Below are 16,468 nucleotides of genomic sequence, written 5' to 3'. Positions count from 1 at the left end.
TCACCTCATCATTTATTATTTGTCATCTAATGCTTGCACGCCCGGAAGTTCTTTCCCTTCCATAAATTCCAAGGAAGCACCCCCGCCGGTCGATACATGATCCATTTGATCTGCAAAACCAAATTTCTCGACAGCTGCAGCGGAATCACCACCACCAATAATCGTATAACCGTTTGTTGTTGCTAAAGCTTCGGCAACTTCCTGTGTACCGCCGGCAAAGGAGTTGATTTCAAACACACCCATTGGACCATTCCAAATCACAAGCTTGGAATCCGCTACAATGTTACGGAATGTTTCGCGGGTTTTAGGTCCAATATCGAGTGCTTCCCAATCAGCTGGTATCTCATCGATTGCAACAATTTTCGTGTTGGCATCATTGGAAAAGTCATCGGCAACAACAGCATCTTCAGGAAGTACCAAATTAACTCCTTTATCCTTCGCCTTTTGCATAAACTGTTTTGCTACATCAATTTTATCCTCTTCCAATAAGGACTTACCAATTTCATATCCTTGAGCCTTTATAAATGTGTAGGCAAGCCCGCCACCAATGATCAGGTTATCTACCTTTTCAAGCAAATTATCGATGACGTCAATTTTATCCTTAACCTTTGCACCACCGATGATTGCGGTAAATGGACGGTCAGGATCTTCTAAAGCTTTACCAAGTACATCAATTTCTTTTTCCATTAAAAATCCTGCGGCAGACGGTAACTTTTTAGCGACACCAGTTGTTGATGCATGGGCGCGATGGGCTGCTCCAAATGCGTCATTCACATACACATCCGCCATATCGGCGAAAGCTTTAGCAAGCTGTTCATCATTTTTTTCTTCACCAGGTTCAAAGCGCACATTTTCAAGCAGCAGAATATCACCATCACTCAATCGTGATAAAGCTTCATTCACTTCTTTCCCATATACGGCATCCGTTTTTGTTACTTCTTTTCCGATTAAATCACTTAGTCGTTTCGCAACAGGATCAAGTCGCAAATCCTCAACAACCTTTCCTTTTGGACGACCCAAATGACTGGCAAGTATGACAAGTGCTCCTTGTTCAGTCAAATACTCAATTGTCGGAAGTGCCGCTTTCACACGTGTATCATCACTTACCTCACCGTCTGCCATTGGTACGTTAAAGTCAACCCGGCAAAATACTTTTTTCCCTTTTAAATCAAGGTCTTTTAGAGTTTTTTTATTCATTCTGTAAAAATCCTCCTTAGGTTATGTACAACTGTTCAATGGTTGTTTTTCCCTCAAATTGTGTCCATTAATCGCAAAAAAGAAAAAGAGGAGGAAAAAGTTCCTCCTCAAGTATATATGAACTTTCTCTTATAGTCCTTGATTTTTAATATAAACAGCTAAATCAACACAACGTGCGGAATATGCCATTTCGTTATCATACCATGCAACAACTTTTACCATGTTGTCCTCAAGTGTCATTGTTGACAATGCATCAAATACAGTGGAATGTGTGTTACCAACGATATCGCTTGAAACTAGTGGTGCTTCACTGTATTCAACAATTCCTCTTAATTCGCCTGCACTAGCAGCATCTTTAAATGCTTGATTTACTTCTTCAGCAGTAACGTTTTTATCCAAATCAGCAACCAAGTCAACAATGGAACCATCCGGCGTTGGTACACGTACAGCCATACCATTCAATTTGCCATCTAGCTCAGGAAGAACTTTTCCAACTACTTTTGCTGCGCCTGTAGTTGTTGGGATAATGTTTTGTGCTGCTGCACGAGCACGACGATAATCCTTATGTGGCAAGTCCAGGATTTGTTGATCATTTGTATATGAGTGTACAGTTGTCATAAGACCACGTTTAAGTCCAAACTTGTCAGATAATACTTTAGCTAATGGTGCTAGGCAGTTTGTTGTACAAGATGCATTCGAAACAATATGATGTTCATCTGCTTTATAGTCCTGCTCATTTACACCCATTACCATAGTTAAATCTTCTTCTTTAGCAGGAGCGGAAATAATTACTTTTTTAGCACCAGCGTCAATATGTTTTTGAGCATCTGCACGGTTAGTGAAACGACCTGTTGATTCAACTACGATATCTACGCCAAGATCGCCCCATCCCAAGTTGGCTGGATCACGTTCTGTTAAAACTTTGATTTCTTTTCCGCCTACTACAATGTTTGATCCATTAACAGAAACTTCTTCATCCAACTGTCCATGGACAGAATCATATTTTAGTAGATGCGCAAGCATGTCAGCATCTGTCAGGTCGTTTACTGCTACAACCTCAACATCGTCATTTTTTAGTGCTTGACGAAATACGTTACGTCCAATACGTCCGAATCCATTAATACCCATTTTTACTGCCATTTTATTTCCTCCTAAATAATGATTTTCTATTAAAAGGATTTATTCATGGATGATTGCCTTAGCTGCAGCTTCATCCGTAATGAGTAAATCCGCTTTACCCTGATTAAAATACGATGTAATCGCCTGAGCCTTTGATTTACCGCCGGCGATTGCAACAACTTTGTTGACTGACTTTAAGTCTTCCAGTTGAATCCCAATCGTCCGCACCTTGTGAACGACATCACCTTTACTATTAAAATAATAGCCAAAAGCTTCACTTACAGCATGCTGCTCTTTCAGATGATCAATGAGTTTCTCACTGGACTTACGACGATTGGCCATTGTTAAGGCATCGCCTATACCATGTAAAATAATATCTGCTGAACGAATTAATTCAGTCACTTCCTGAATAGAAGGTTCTTTCAGCATTGTTTGGTATGATTGTTCACTAAGTGGATCAGGAACATACAGCATTCGGTAATCACCATTTGTCCGTTTGGCCATTTCCGCTACGATTGTATTGGCCTGACTTTCAACCTTCTCGCCAATACCACCTCTTGCAGGCACAAACAAACAACTGCCTGCGTTCTCAAATGGCGTCATAACGCTCGCAACCGCGGCCATTGTGGTACCACCTGTGACGGCAATGGTTTGTCCATTTGCTTGCCTGCTGCGTAAATAAGCCGCGGCAGCTTTACCGATTTCCTGTTTAACCAAGTCCAAATTATCACTATTGCCGCGAACAACAATAGCTTGTTCAATATTTAACTTTTCCTGTAACTGTGTTTCTAAAACACGAAAACCAGAAATTTCACTTATAAACACAGCTAACTGACTGAGTATACCTTTCCCTTCTTGGGTGATAAGCATTCCTTTTCCAGACACATCAATCATCTGATGCTTCTGTAAAAACTCAACTTCACCGCGAACCGTGCGCTCTGTTAACTTTGCACGATCGGACAAACTCCGACGTCCAATGGGTTGATAAAGGTTAATGGTATGCAAAATCGTATACCTTTGCTTCATTATCTCCAAAAGATCCGGAAATATTTTTTTTTGCAAATCAACTAATGATTGCATAAAGTAACTCCTTCTGTCGGACAAATAAGTCCCGGGTGGTTGCATTTTGTCCTGTCAACTGTAAAAAAATACGCAAATGCCTTATTTGCTTATTTTTATTGTATCACATCAGAAGCTAATTTCAAGCCTTTTGATTTTCGCTAGCTTTTTGCAGGGCTTCCTCCAATGTTTCAAATGAAATGTGCTGACAGTCTAATTCGACTCCATCAATGTTTACAACTGGTATAGAAAGGTGAAATTTCTCCAGCCATTCCTCGTTCGAATAAATATCCCGCATATCAATGGTGCAGGGGTAATCTTTTTGCAGCATTTCAAGTAAAGCCATAGCATCATCACAAAGCGGGCAATGTTCCTTTGTATAAAATTCTATATGTATCATTCGTGCATCTCCTTTTATCTTGTTCAATAAACTAATACCTATTCCTATTTTCGCATAATTATATTAGCATTACACGTTTTAAAGCTAATATGTGAATCTTTTACTCAAGAAAGCCATATAATAGTATATAACGACGAATAGTTTAACAAGAGGTGCTCAACTTGAAGTCAACCATCGACTTAGTAAAAAGTATAGAATTAAAAATTGATAAGAATAATATCTCTTTACTAGATAAAGATCCGTCATTGGAGTATTTGGGTGCAGGAAGAAGTGCTATCGTATTTAAAATTAAGTTCACAAATAAGGCACTTAAGGTGTTTTTTCCAGATTGTACAGGTATAGCCAAAGAAGAGGCGGAAATATACGAAATATTAAAGGGTAATAAATACTATCCAACGTTATATGAAGCCGGGGATAACTTTCTGCTAATTGATTATATTGAAGGCTATACGCTGTTTGAATGTTTGTCACAGGGAATTAAACTTTCCGAATCAACCATTATAGAAATTGATCGCGCCCTTTCCCTAGCTAGAGAAACAGGATTAAACCCCTCTGACATTCACCTGCGGAATATCATATTAACACCCGAAGGAAAGGTTATGCTAATTGACGTTGCCAGGTTCAGACAGGTTAAGGATTGCCGGCAGTGGACGGATCTAAAGAATGCCTTTTTTACATGTTATAATAAAACATATTTTCCTAAGAAAATACCTGTCTCCATGTTGAACACCATTGCTTATTTTTATAAAAAAACAATTTTCCAAGTACCCTCATTTAAAAAATCAAGCTGAACCAAAGTATTAAAAAATCTTGGCTTGTCGCCAAGAACTAATGGCGAAAGCCTTAGATTTTTTTATACTTTATACCGATAAAGATTTATATTTTCTTAAAGTATAAAAAAGACAAGTAATGAGCTAATCGCTGTTACTTGTCTTTTTTATTTAGCGCGCCCAGAGGGATTTGAACCCCCGACTCTTGGTACCGGAAACCAATGCTCTATCCCCTGAGCTATGGGCGCATATGAAATTCTATAATCTATTTTTGACACATAGAATATTATAACGTTCCAAGCGCAAACAAACAAGTATTTTTTTGAAATTAGTTATTTAATCTTCGTTCCTGCCTTTAATTATGAGAAAAGGAGACCCTTTGTTTTTAACCAAGAGTCCCCTTTATGTGAATCTCATTAATATTCTTTAATCATGTTTTAATCAACGATGCTAAACTACTCTGAAGCAACATCTGCCCATTTGTATTCGTATGTTGCACCAAACGGATTTACATGGACACCTTTTATTTTTGGCGAAACAAGTTGCGCTCTTGAACTCTGGAAGATCGGTGCTATTGCTGCATCCTCAAATAGAACTTTTTCAGCTTCCAAGAAGTTTTGGTAGCGGGCTGCATTGTCCATTGCCAGTTTTGTTGCTGTCTCATTAACCAGCTTGTCGTATTCAGGGTTTGAGTAGCCCATCATATTATTTCCGCTATCTGTTGTCCATAGATTCATGAATGTGAATGGATCAAGGAAATCTGGACCCCATCTGGAAATTTGCAGTTCATAATTCATGCTTGTGTCTAAATCAAGACGTTGCTCTTTAGGCACTTGTTTAATGTTAATCTTCAACCCAGGCAGATTTGTTGAAAGTTGACTTGCAATATATTCTACCATTGTTTTTGTTGTTGCATCATCATCTGTTAATAGTTCAAGTTCGACTTTATCTTTGCCAATTTCTTTTAAACCTTTTTCCCAATATTCCTGGGCTTTTTCTTTGTCGTACGTTACAAGATCTCCACTGACTTCACGGAAATCTTCTCCAGATTCAGGCATTGGTGTAAAGTTTGCTGGAACGAGACCATTTGCAACAAGTGAACCATTATTAAGAATTTCGTCAACTAATGCTTGTTTGTCAAAAGCTCGGCTAATTGCGGCGCGGATATTTTTATTTGCTAGTGCTTCGCTTGTTGTTTGATTGAATTTCATGAAGTAAACAAATGTATCGGGTGTTACCACGTAATCCTCATGGGACTTATATTTATCAACAAGATCTGACGTTAAATCGATACGATCCACAGCACCTGATGTATATAAATTGACTGCCGTTTGCGGGTCTTTCACAACCTTAAAACTTAATTTATCCATTTTTACAGTATCTGCATCCCAATAATCTTCATTTTTCACAAGATCCCATGAACTGCTGGTACTTTTCCAATTCTCTATCGTATATGGTCCATTTGCTAGTAGTGTATCCGAGCTTGTAGCAAAGCTGTCGCCTTGTTCTTCTACAAATGCTTGATTTAATGGCAAGAATGTACCAAATGTAGTCAACGTTTCAAAATATGGTGTTGGATTCTCAAGCTCCACAACTAGTGTATAGTCATCTTTCGCTGTAACACCAAGTTTCTCAACCGGTACTTCTCCTGCACTCACTTTTGTTGCGTTTTTAATAACTCCATTCATCATATACGGACCATATTCAGAACCTGTCTTTGGATTAACCGCACGCTGCCATGCATATACAAAGTCATGAGCAGTTACGGGCTCACCATTTTCCCAAACAGCATCATCACGTAAAGTAAAGGTCCATGTCAGTCCATCCTCACTTACAGTATGATCTGTCGCGATCCCGTCAACAGGTTGTGCACTCTCATCCAATCGATATAGACCTTCTGTTGTAGCAGCAAGGTAGATAAATGATGATTCATCCGTGGCGAGAGAAGGATCCATAGATGGAATTGCTTCTGGATTGGTAAAGTTCAGGACTTTTTTTCCTTCTGTTGTTGAGTCCCCTGCGCCTTCCGCTTTATTTTCTTTGTCTTCAGTGTCTCCACTGCAGGCTGCCAGGATAATTAGTAATAAACCAAATGCTAGTAATAATAATGTCCATTTCTTCTGCTTCACGTAATAGATCCCCCCAGTAATTTTTTGAATAATAACTATAACCTGAAATATATTATAACTTTACTCCATAAATTTTGCAAAGACTTTTTAATTTCTAATAATTATATATAAGAATAGAAAATTACTAGTTTTGCAGGAATTCTCTTTTAGTTGTTTAATATTATTCATATTGGGTATCATGGAGAATGTGAATTTTATGATGAATTCAGATGTTTACGTTTGACCTTTTTTGACCTATTAGTTATCATAAAATTATCCAATCAAACTGGATACAGTTTGACCATATTAAGGAGGAAATTTCGATGAATTTAATACCAACAGTTATTGAACAGACAAATCGAGGAGAACGCGCCTACGACATCTATTCACGCTTACTTAAGGACCGTGTCATTATGTTAGGAAGCGCTATTGACGACAACGTTGCAAATTCTATTGTGGCACAATTACTATTTTTAGAAGCTGAGGACCCTGAAAAGGACATCTCAATATACATCAACTCTCCAGGTGGTTCCATCACGGCGGGAATGGCAATTTATGATACCATGCAGTATATTAAAGCTGATGTATCGACCATTTGCACTGGAATGGCAGCATCAATGGGGGCATTTCTATTAGTAGCAGGTGAAAAAGGAAAACGCTATGCACTACCTAACAGTGAAGTAATGATTCACCAGCCACTTGGTGGAACACAGGGGCAGGCTACTGATATTGAAATTCATGCCAAGCGGATTATTCAAATGCGTGAAAAGATCAATCAAATCCTTGCTGAGCGCAGTGGCCAGCCTATCGAAGTTATCGATCGGGATACAGACCGGGACAATTTCATGACGGCTGACAAAGCAGTTGATTATGGTCTTATTGACAAAGTATTGACTAGAAATTCAGACAAAAAATAAGGAAACCTATCATCCCCTGCCCATTTTCTCTTCCGGGCAGGGGATTTTTTATTTTACATTCGATACAAATGTGACCAGTTCATCAAGCGCAGCTTCTTCATCTGTACCGTCAGCAATTAATGTAACTTTTTCCCCTGTTCCGATTGCGAGACTCATTAATCCCATAATGCTTTTTGCATTTACCCGTTTCCCGTCCTTTTCAAGAAATAAATGGGCCGTATACCGATTTGCCTCCTGTACAAAATGTGCCGCAGGTCTTGATTGAAGACCTGTTTCAAGCTTTATTGTTACTAACCTCTCAACCAAAATTACCACCCCTTCTTTTTGTAAGCGTATTCATTTATTCTGCGAATAGCACGCAAACTTACATTTGCGTTACTATTTCTTTATTGCATTATTCCTTCTTCCCCGTTTCGCAGTTTATCGGCATACTCATCTATTTTTTTCAGTCGATGATTAACACCGGATTTCGATATCTTCCCTGTGGAAACCAATTCACCAAGCTCTTTTAATGTAATATCCTCATGCTGAACCCGCAGCTCAGCGATTTCCTTTAACTTTTCAGGCAGTACATCCAAGCCAACTGTTCGATCAATCAATTTAATATTTTCTATTTGTCTAAAGGCTGCGCCTATCGTTTTATTTAAATTTGCTGTCTCACAGTTTACAATTCGATTAACAGAGTTGCGCATATCACGGACAATACGAACGTCTTCAAATTTAAATAATGCATTATGTGCTCCAATTATACTAAGAAACTCCGTAATTTTTTCTGCCTCTTTGATATAGGTAATATAACCGGTCTTTCGTTCCAGTTTTCGGGCTTTGAGGTTGAATTTGTTTAATAAATCACATAAAGCTTCATTATGCTCCTGATAAAAGTTGAATATTTCTAAATGGTAAGAAGAAGTTTCCGGATTATTGATTGACCCACCTGCAAGAAATGCTCCCCGCAAATAAGCCTTCTTACAGCAGGATTTTTTTACATATGATTTTGATATACTTCGAACAAATGTGTAAGATTCCTGTAAAATATCAAGATCAGATAATAACTTTCGAACGTCCTCTTTCATCCGAACAATATAGACGTTATTTTTTTTCAGTTTCATTTTGCGTCTAACTAATAATTCCACTGGAAAATCATACTGAGATTTAATTAATGTATAAATCCTTCTGGCAATTGCCGCATTTTCTGTTTGCACATCAAGTAGATATTCCTGCTTTGATACAGAGATAACCCCGTTCATTCGAATCAATGCCGAAAGCTCTGCAAATGTGCAGCAGGAGTCAACTTCAATGGCAGTTAATTCTTTCTTAATTTCAGACGCAAAGGACAACTTGGTCACCTCCCTTTATCAAAATAAATCCTTCTACCGTTCATGAAGAATGGATAATAATAATTTAGCAATTTTATGTGTATCATGTCTTATCGTTGTTTGATCATAGTTTATGATATCACCTTCAATTATACTTATCCCAGTTTCAAGAAGGCGATCCGTATCATAAACAACAGGTTCCGCGTTTTCTTCCGCATAAAGTTCCCGAACCTTTTTTATAATGGGCTCATTGTGTACGATAATTGAATCAAGGCAGCCCTCTCCAACATGGTCAATAATTGCCTGCACATGTTCAGATGCTGTATAGCCCGTTGTCTCACCTGCCTGTGTCATCACATTACAAACATAGACTACTTTCCCTTTTGATGAACGGATTGCCTTATCAATCTTAGGAATAATCATGTTCGGCAGAATACTCGTATATAAGCTGCCGGGAGAAACAACGATTAAATCAGCTTTTTCTATAGCATGGATTGCATTAGGCAATGGAGTAATATCGTCCGGGCCCAAGAAAACACGTTTGATTCGTTTGTTCGCAAGTGGAATGCTTGACTCGCCGATTATGGTAGTCCCATCCTCCATCTCGGCATGAAGCGTTAAGTTTTCATTTGAAATCGGATAAACTTCTCCCTTTACGTTAAACACACGGGATATCTCTTTTATCCCCGTGTAGAAATTTCCAGTTATGGAGGTCATAGCTGCAAGCAGGAGGTTTCCCATTGAGTGACCAATGAGACCACCGCCATTTACAAAACGATGCTGAAAGAGTTCCAGCAGCAGTGGTTCAGCATCCGACAGCGCCGCTATGACGTTTCGAATATCACCCGGTGCTGGTATAGCCATATCATTACGTAATCTGCCCGTACTTCCGCCATCATCGGAAACGGTTACTAATGCAGCTAATTCGATGGGCAGGTCCTTTAATCCCCTTAATAATACAGGCATACCTGTTCCCCCACCAATAACCACTACTTTTGGAAGGTTCTCTTCCGTCATGAGGACTTTCCTTTTCTTTTGTCAATATCCCGATGGCTGATATGTGTAATATAATTGGATGATAGTTTTTTAGCAAAGTATTCAGCAATTGCTACTGACCTATGCTGTCCACCGGTGCAGCCAATCGCTACAACTAATTGTGATTTACCTTCTTTTTTATATTGTGGAAGCATAAATTGCAGTAAATCGAGCACTTTCTCATTAAACTTTTGTGTATCTGACCACTTAAAGACGTAGGAGGATACCTCCGGGTTTAAGCCAGTTAACGGCTGCATATGTGTAACATAATGCGGATTCGGCAAGAAACGGACATCAAACATTAAATCCGCATCGATTGGAACACCATATTTAAAGCCAAACGAAACCATGTGTACAGAAAAAATTTCCTGTTTATCATCCGTGTACGCCTTTAATATTTTTTCCCGCAGCTCCCTTGGCTTTAGGTTAGTTGTATCAATAATACGTTGCGCTCTTCCGCGCAACTCATCAATAATTACCCGCTCCTGCATAATTCCATCAAGAGGCAACCCGCCAACAGCTAAAGGGTGGGATCGTCTTGTTTCTTTGTATCTGGTTACTAATTCTTCATTCTTTGCATCTAAAAATAAGATGTGTTCATGTAACCAGTCCTGTTCACCAAGAACATCGAGCGCGTCAAATAGGGAGTCGAAAAATTCCCGTCCTCGTAAATCCATGACAAGAGCCACTTTCCGAATATTGTTGGTGGCGTCGCGCATTAATTCGAGAAACTTTGGTAATAGTGCAGGTGGAAGGTTATCGACACAATAATACCCTAAATCTTCAAAGCTCTGCACTGCGACCGTTTTACCTGCACCAGACATTCCTGTAATTATCACTAGTTTTGTTTCTTGTTCAATCTCTGGCATCGCGCAACCTCCTTTATCGTATAAATGGATCTAAGCGTGTATCCAGCAATTCATAGTCATTAGTGTAAGAAAAGGACCCATATAGGATACTGCTTTTTGTTAAGACATGCTCAAATATTTTCCTATCCCCTTCCGCCATGGGTAACCCCTTCACTTTTTCTTGCGGTACCCACTCGAGGACTCCCTCATTGCAATGTTCAGTCAGCATACCTTTGGAGGTATGGCAAATAAACGTAAACATCATCCATTCCTGAATCAGCTCTCCCTCATTATGAATAGTAAATGTAAACACTCCGGCAAGCTCAGGATTACGTAAATGTAATGCTGTCTCTTCACGATATTCACGCATTACTGATTCTTTAATGGACTCACCTTGTTCCATCTTTCCACCCGGGATGGCATACCACCCGCGCCTTGGTTTTTTAAGTAATAATATCTCATTATCATGAATTAAAATACAATTGGTAACTCGTTGCATAACATCTCTTCCTTTTATGGGACATTTGCCCGGTCAAAGCGACTCACTATTTCCTTTAAATGTGTTCAGTCAATAGCAAAAATTTATAAACAGACTACACCTATTATACAATGAATAAATTCAAACCAACAAGAATATGTTTGAAATCTTAAATGTAAATGTTCGACAGCTTTGGACAACCATTTTTAGACAAAAAAAGGCACAGGTGCGATTCACCTGTGCAAAAAACTAATTTATCTATTAAAAGGGGGTCAATTAGTTAATTATATTGTACCCCAAAATTGTTTCGAACGTGTTACAACAGCGTTAAAAAGTAATTACTTTATTTTAACACTGTTTCCAATAAGTGTTTATTTAGCTGCTTTTAACTCCTCCAACAGGTTCTCAATATAGCCTTGAGCCGATTGGGCAGCAATACTTCCATCACCGGTCGCTGTCACAATTTGTCGAAGTTCTTTTTCTCTTATATCCCCCGCAGCAAAAACGCCAGGTACACTTGTTTCCATATTTTCATTTGTAGGAATATATCCTTCATCATTTGTTATACCTAATGATTTAAATGGTTCACTAAGTGGTACCATTCCGATATAGATGAAAACACCATCAGCATCAAATTGACTGGTATCCTTACTATCAAGGTTTTCCAGTGTTACACTGCTGACTTTACCATCTGGTCCATTAATTGTGTTTACAACTGTATCCCAGATAAAATCAATTTTTTCGTTGTCAAACGCACGCTGTTGAATAATCTTTTGTGCTCTCAATTCATCACGGCGATGAACAATTGTAACCTTCTTGGCAAAACGAGTGAGGTAAATACCTTCTTCAACAGCAGAATCCCCACCGCCAATTACGACAAGATTTTTCTCCTTAAAGAATGCCCCATCACATACCGCACAATACGAAACACCACGTCCACCCAGTTCTTCCTCACCACTAATACCAAGCTTTTTATATTGTGCTCCAGTAGTAATGATAAGCGAACGTGTCTTGTATTCATGCTTACCAGCTTTTACAAGCTTGTAATCGCCATGATCAATGACCTCTTTAATATCCCCATAAGCATATTCAGCACCAAATTTCTTAGCGTGCTCAAACATTTTATTGGATAAATCAGGTCCTAAAATGTGCTCATACCCAGGATAATTTTCTACATCCTCGGTATTAGCCATTTGCCCGCCTGGAATTCCTCTTTCAATCATTAATGTATCCAAATCTGCGCGAGATGCATATACAGCCGCAGTCATACCTGCCGGTCCAGCACCTGCAATAATGACATCAAACATACGATCTTCGGACATTACGAACAGCCCCTTTAATTTCCAATATTTATATTTAAACCATATATATACTATAAGATGTAAACATGTACGTCTAATGTTCTGCTCATGTTACATATTACACGGATGATTTTCTTTTGCTAACATGGGATGCCGTGCACAACCCTCATCCCATAATGCCTTCGCTTTCTTTTTCAGATTGATATAATATGCCGCAATCGAATACCAGCGATAGTACGATGGGTGACCCTTTAAAGCCGATTTTGACAATGCTGTAAATCGTTTATACGCTTCCTGATAACATTCAGTGCGTGCGAGCGTAGCTGCGATTTTCAACTTTTGTTGTTCATGAATCGAATATACATTTAGTAATGCCTGAATATGGTGTCGATATTCCTCATTGCCACACTTAAAATAAAATAATGCGAGGTTTATATGTGATCCTAATTCATTTGGATCCTCATCTAGTGTATCCTGTTCTATCGTTATCGCCTTTTCTTGGTCGCCGCTAAAGAATATTGCTTGTGTGTAATCATGCATAATCATTTTGTGCTCCGGAAAGAGTACGATCATTTCCTCTAAAACAGGCAAAACCTTGTCCCATTCCATTCTTTCCATGTGATGAAAAACAGTTTCCTGATAAATTAACAGTTCATCCTCAACTTCCATTTCCCAATCGTCTTCTTCAACGTCATCAATATCAAGCATTTCTAGTAAACTAGTGGCTTCCTCATGAAAGTCACCATCGGGGTCATATTTAAGGTATGATTCTGCATACTTTTTTGCATCATTTAACAGACCTAAATGTGCATAATTATTTGCTAACAGGTAATAACAATCCGCATACTGATCTCCGGTGGATTGTAAAACCTTTGTCAGCAACTGATTTGCAGCATGATAGGCACCTATTTCTGTATATACAATCGATAATTGACAATGGTATAAGGGCTCTTCAGGCGCAACCTCAACAGCTTTTTTCATCCATTTAACGGCAACATCGAATTTTCTCCGTTGGAAAGCTTCTATCCCTTTTGCGAAATAAAAATTGCCTTCTGGAATAAAAGGAATTACATTATTTAATTTTTCTTTTTCCTTCAAATCTTGCATGGGTATCCCCCTAAGTCAAAACGTATAGCTATTTTTCTATACCGAGAAAAAGTATACCATAGTTAAGCATAGAATTATAGATAGGAAGAATAGTTTTGGAATGGGTAAATTTTCAATCATTAAACAACCACGTTTGGCCCCCTGCGACCGCTGCTAAAAAACACTGCGCTTTCATGGCCTCCTGGAGCTTACGCTTAGGGAACTGAAAAAGGTATAGTTAATACACAAATATGTGGATCTATCATCGCATCTTGAATATACTGCGCGCACCTTAGGGCGAGTGACGAGCCTCCTTGCCCCGGCAAGGGGGAGCCGACGTTGCCCGAAAAGGGCGTTTTTAGTCGGGCTTCATTAACTGCCGTCCTCCGGGGTCTCGCCGATCTCTCACTTCCCGCAGGACAAGGAATGCTTCCCTGAATAGGCATCGCACGAAAAAAAAGTGTTTTTTCTTTTTCGAGGAGTCCCCGTATATTCAAGATGCTAGGTAAAGGTGAAAAACTAAACTTTTTAAAATCCACCACTTTTTCAGTGCCCTTCTTATGTTTCCAGGGCCCCACCTATGCCTATCAACTAAGCAGGGGTCGACTACTACTCGCAGTTACAATTTTTGAAAAATGAAGAAATCGATGTTATGACATTATAGGTAGAACCCAAACTTAGTGAAGGAAAAACACGGAGACTCCTGTGGGAGCAGAAGCCTAGATAAGACCCCGGAGAGCGTCAGCTCGAGGAGGCTCATCAGCTGCCCACGTAAAGCGCAGTGTTTTTCCGCAGCGGCAGTCGGGGCGCCAAACATGACTTTTAGTTACGTCGCAATTTATATCAACTGCGTAGTAAGACCCTAGTTGAAGAGTAATGTTCAAAAATTCCCACCTTGTGATTTTTCGTCTTTTGTGTCAAACGTTTCAGTTATATTAACCTCTTTACTATTATTAGTTATGTCGCAGTTTATAAAAATTTAACAAAAACAGCTAAGAAAAATATCCGAACTACTTCAAAATCTAATAAAAGAATTTTGAATCATAGTTCGGATTTTTCTCTGGCTTATACACCTTTGTATCAGCCTCTTCCTATCAGGGAGAAAATGGTAAACAAGAACGTTAAACTGCAGCAAAAGGCCACTTTTAATTATTTTTCAGGGGTTACTGCTTCGTGCAATAATTTTTCCAGTTCAGCAATGTATTCCTGTTTTTGTTCCGCAGACCATTTAAATGTATCGGCCATATAATCAATTACAGCGTCTTTATGTTCACGAACCCAGTTAATATCGAAATAAAGTGCCCCAGTTCTGCGAATAAAGAAATCAACTGGTTTATACACTAATTCCTGTTCAATTCCATACAGAAGCTGGGCAAATACGAGGGGATCAATGTTTGCTACATTTGCTTCCTTTTGTTTATTTTCATACAAGGAAAGCAGCACGTCAGTATTTGAACCATATTTTTGAACAAGCAATTGTGCTGTTTCTTCTGATATCCCTTTACCAACTGCCTCGGCAATTTTTTGTTTTTTAAATTCAGCGAATCCTTTTGAACCGCCAACTTCGCCACCAGAAATTCGCAGGTCGTGAGTTTGGGACTTCGTGTAAATTATCTGTTCTTCTCTTTTTAACTGATCAACAACTGTGTTAACAGCATGTTCAGCCATTTTCCGATAACCGGTTAGTTTTCCGCCAGCCATGGAAATTAGACCAGAATCAGAGATAAATATTTCATCTTTACGTGAAATTTCATCCGGACTTTTTCCTTCTTCTTGTATTAATGGACGTAATCCAGCCCAGCTTGACTCGACATGCTCATTTGTAATTCCGAGTGAAGGGAACATATAATTAATTGCTTTCACGAGGTAATCACGGTCATCCTCGGTCATGGTAGGATGTTCAATATCACCTTCATAAGTGGTATCTGTTGTTCCAACATATGTTTTGTTATCTCTTGGGATAGCAAATATCATCCGGCCATCTGGCGCATCAAAATAAATTGCCTGCTGAAGTGGAAATTGTTCGTTTGAAAAGACAAGATGAACTCCCTTTGTTAAATGAAGGGTTTTGCCTTTTTTTGATCCGTCAATTTCTCGTAAGTCATCAACCCACGGACCACCAGCATTCACAATTTTTTTTGCGTATATCTTCATTTTTTCGCCAGTCAGTTGGTCCTGTGCAATAACACCAATTATTTTTTGATCATCATTGTATATGAAATCAACTGCTTTTGTATAATTAATTACATGTGCCCCACTTTGCACGGCTTTTTTCATAACTTCGATCGTTAATCTGGCATCATCTGTTTTGTATTCTACATAATATCCAGCACCCTTGAGATCCTCTTTTTTGATTAACGGCTCTCTGTTAAGTGCTTCTTCTGGGCTAAGCATTTTCCGGCGTTCATCTCTTTTAACACCTGCGAGAAAATCATAGACACGCAAACCAACGTTTGTTGTAAATGGGCCGAAATTGCCACCTTTATGAAACGGCAGCATCATCCATTCTGGTGTTGTCACATGTGGGCCATTTTCATAAACAATCGCACGTTCTTTTCCGACTTCTGCCACCATTTTCACTTCGAACTGTTGTAGATAACGCAATCCGCCGTGGACAAGTTTAGTGGAGCGACTTGAGGTTCCGGCTGCAAAGTCATTCATTTCTATAGTACCCGTTCTAAGCCCTCTTGTGGCGGCATCTAATGAAATTCCTGCACCAGTAATTCCACCACCAATTACAAGGACATCCAGTTGCTGCTTTGTTATTTCCTTATATATTTCGTTTCGCTTATAACTTGAAAATACGGTCATTTTCCACTCACTCCTAAACCTGA

Annotated in this window: 15 protein-coding genes and 1 tRNA gene; 2 read left to right on the top strand and 14 right to left on the bottom strand. The window is 39.0% G+C overall.

Going from position 1 to position 16,468, the window contains the following annotated elements:
- Positions 1-15: 15 nt before the first annotated feature.
- The 4 genes from CFK37_RS11680 to CFK37_RS11665 form a co-directional block, all read right to left on the bottom strand.
- Positions 16-1,197, bottom strand: coding sequence for a phosphoglycerate kinase (locus CFK37_RS11680; protein ID WP_089062016.1), 1,182 nt, complete (start codon positions 1,195-1,197; stop codon positions 16-18).
- A gap of 129 nt (positions 1,198-1,326) precedes the next feature.
- A complete protein-coding gene (gene gap / locus CFK37_RS11675) occupies positions 1,327-2,337 on the bottom strand; it encodes a type I glyceraldehyde-3-phosphate dehydrogenase (RefSeq protein WP_089062015.1) in 1,011 nt (336 codons plus the stop codon).
- 39 nt (positions 2,338-2,376) lie between these two features.
- Positions 2,377-3,396, bottom strand: a complete 1,020-nt coding sequence (locus CFK37_RS11670) for a sugar-binding transcriptional regulator (protein WP_089062014.1) — start codon at positions 3,394-3,396, stop codon at positions 2,377-2,379.
- A gap of 121 nt (positions 3,397-3,517) precedes the next feature.
- A complete protein-coding gene (locus tag CFK37_RS11665; RefSeq protein ID WP_089062013.1) occupies positions 3,518-3,775 on the bottom strand; it encodes a glutaredoxin family protein in 258 nt (85 codons plus the stop codon).
- 152 nt (positions 3,776-3,927) lie between these two features.
- Here CFK37_RS11665 and CFK37_RS11660 point away from each other — a divergent pair, with 152 nt between their 5' ends.
- The gene (locus CFK37_RS11660) at positions 3,928-4,566 is read left to right on the top strand and encodes a protein kinase family protein (RefSeq protein WP_425445342.1); all 639 of its coding nucleotides are present in this window, start codon (positions 3,928-3,930) and stop codon (positions 4,564-4,566) included.
- 154 nt (positions 4,567-4,720) lie between these two features.
- Here CFK37_RS11660 and CFK37_RS11655 read toward each other — a convergent pair.
- Both CFK37_RS11655 and CFK37_RS11650 read right to left on the bottom strand, forming a co-directional pair.
- Positions 4,721-4,793, bottom strand: a tRNA-Arg gene (locus CFK37_RS11655).
- A gap of 207 nt (positions 4,794-5,000) precedes the next feature.
- Positions 5,001-6,674 carry a peptide ABC transporter substrate-binding protein gene (locus CFK37_RS11650; RefSeq protein ID WP_089062012.1) on the bottom strand — a complete coding sequence of 558 codons (1,674 nt, stop codon included), beginning with the start codon at positions 6,672-6,674 and terminating at the stop codon, positions 5,001-5,003.
- Positions 6,675-6,976: 302 nt separating this feature from the next.
- Here CFK37_RS11650 and clpP point away from each other — a divergent pair, with 302 nt between their 5' ends.
- The gene (gene clpP, locus CFK37_RS11645) at positions 6,977-7,570 is read left to right on the top strand and encodes an ATP-dependent Clp endopeptidase proteolytic subunit ClpP (RefSeq protein ID WP_089062011.1); all 594 of its coding nucleotides are present in this window, start codon (positions 6,977-6,979) and stop codon (positions 7,568-7,570) included.
- A gap of 48 nt (positions 7,571-7,618) precedes the next feature.
- On the opposite strand, the gene CFK37_RS11640 is transcribed toward clpP, so the two are convergent.
- The 8 genes from CFK37_RS11640 to CFK37_RS11605 form a co-directional block, all read right to left on the bottom strand.
- Positions 7,619-7,876 (bottom strand): HPr family phosphocarrier protein, encoded by a 258-nt coding sequence (locus tag CFK37_RS11640; RefSeq protein ID WP_089062010.1) that lies wholly within the window; start codon positions 7,874-7,876, stop codon positions 7,619-7,621.
- Between the two features lie 80 nt (positions 7,877-7,956).
- A complete protein-coding gene (gene whiA, locus CFK37_RS11635) occupies positions 7,957-8,907 on the bottom strand; it encodes a DNA-binding protein WhiA (RefSeq protein WP_089062009.1) in 951 nt (316 codons plus the stop codon).
- 33 nt (positions 8,908-8,940) lie between these two features.
- On the bottom strand, positions 8,941-9,903 hold the full coding sequence (locus CFK37_RS11630; protein ID WP_089062008.1) for a gluconeogenesis factor YvcK family protein: 963 nt from the start codon (positions 9,901-9,903) through the stop codon (positions 8,941-8,943).
- Positions 9,900-10,790, bottom strand: a complete 891-nt coding sequence (rapZ, locus tag CFK37_RS11625; RefSeq protein ID WP_089062007.1) for an RNase adapter RapZ — start codon at positions 10,788-10,790, stop codon at positions 9,900-9,902. The genes CFK37_RS11630 and rapZ overlap by 4 nt, the downstream gene beginning before the upstream one ends.
- 13 nt (positions 10,791-10,803) lie before the next feature.
- Positions 10,804-11,268, bottom strand: a complete 465-nt coding sequence (locus tag CFK37_RS11620) for an NUDIX hydrolase (protein ID WP_089062006.1) — start codon at positions 11,266-11,268, stop codon at positions 10,804-10,806.
- A 350-nt stretch (positions 11,269-11,618) separates the two neighbouring features.
- Positions 11,619-12,569 carry a thioredoxin-disulfide reductase gene (trxB, locus tag CFK37_RS11615; RefSeq protein WP_089062005.1) on the bottom strand — a complete coding sequence of 317 codons (951 nt, stop codon included), beginning with the start codon at positions 12,567-12,569 and terminating at the stop codon, positions 11,619-11,621.
- 90 nt (positions 12,570-12,659) lie between these two features.
- The gene (locus tag CFK37_RS11610; protein ID WP_089062004.1) at positions 12,660-13,655 is read right to left on the bottom strand and encodes a tetratricopeptide repeat protein; all 996 of its coding nucleotides are present in this window, start codon (positions 13,653-13,655) and stop codon (positions 12,660-12,662) included.
- A gap of 1,128 nt (positions 13,656-14,783) precedes the next feature.
- A complete protein-coding gene (locus CFK37_RS11605) occupies positions 14,784-16,445 on the bottom strand; it encodes a glycerol-3-phosphate dehydrogenase/oxidase (protein WP_089062003.1) in 1,662 nt (553 codons plus the stop codon).
- Positions 16,446-16,468: the final 23 nt, after the last annotated feature.

This window comes from Virgibacillus phasianinus, from assembly GCF_002216775.1.
Taxonomy (GTDB): Bacteria; Bacillota; Bacilli; order Bacillales; family Amphibacillaceae; genus Virgibacillus_F; species Virgibacillus_F phasianinus.
Note: the sequence above shows the minus strand (reverse complement) of the source record. Positions and strands in the feature narration are given on the sequence as shown.

Excerpts from the sequence above, each read along its gene's own strand:
- CFK37_RS11605 (WP_089062003.1), bottom strand. The coding sequence starts at position 16,445 with ATGACCGTATTTTCAAGTTATAAGCGAAACGAAATATATAAGGAAATA.
- CFK37_RS11620 (WP_089062006.1), bottom strand. The coding sequence starts at position 11,268 with ATGCAACGAGTTACCAATTGTATTTTAATTCATGATAATGAGATATTA.
- CFK37_RS11665 (WP_089062013.1), bottom strand. The coding sequence starts at position 3,775 with ATGATACATATAGAATTTTATACAAAGGAACATTGCCCGCTTTGTGAT.
- gap (WP_089062015.1), bottom strand. The coding sequence starts at position 2,337 with ATGGCAGTAAAAATGGGTATTAATGGATTCGGACGTATTGGACGTAAC.
- CFK37_RS11680 (WP_089062016.1), bottom strand. The coding sequence starts at position 1,197 with ATGAATAAAAAAACTCTAAAAGACCTTGATTTAAAAGGGAAAAAAGTA.
- CFK37_RS11610 (WP_089062004.1), bottom strand. The coding sequence starts at position 13,655 with ATGCAAGATTTGAAGGAAAAAGAAAAATTAAATAATGTAATTCCTTTT.
- trxB (WP_089062005.1), bottom strand. The coding sequence starts at position 12,569 with ATGTCCGAAGATCGTATGTTTGATGTCATTATTGCAGGTGCTGGACCG.
- CFK37_RS11670 (WP_089062014.1), bottom strand. The coding sequence starts at position 3,396 with ATGCAATCATTAGTTGATTTGCAAAAAAAAATATTTCCGGATCTTTTG.
- clpP (WP_089062011.1), top strand. The coding sequence starts at position 6,977 with ATGAATTTAATACCAACAGTTATTGAACAGACAAATCGAGGAGAACGC.
- rapZ (WP_089062007.1), bottom strand. The coding sequence starts at position 10,790 with ATGCCAGAGATTGAACAAGAAACAAAACTAGTGATAATTACAGGAATG.
- CFK37_RS11630 (WP_089062008.1), bottom strand. The coding sequence starts at position 9,903 with ATGACGGAAGAGAACCTTCCAAAAGTAGTGGTTATTGGTGGGGGAACA.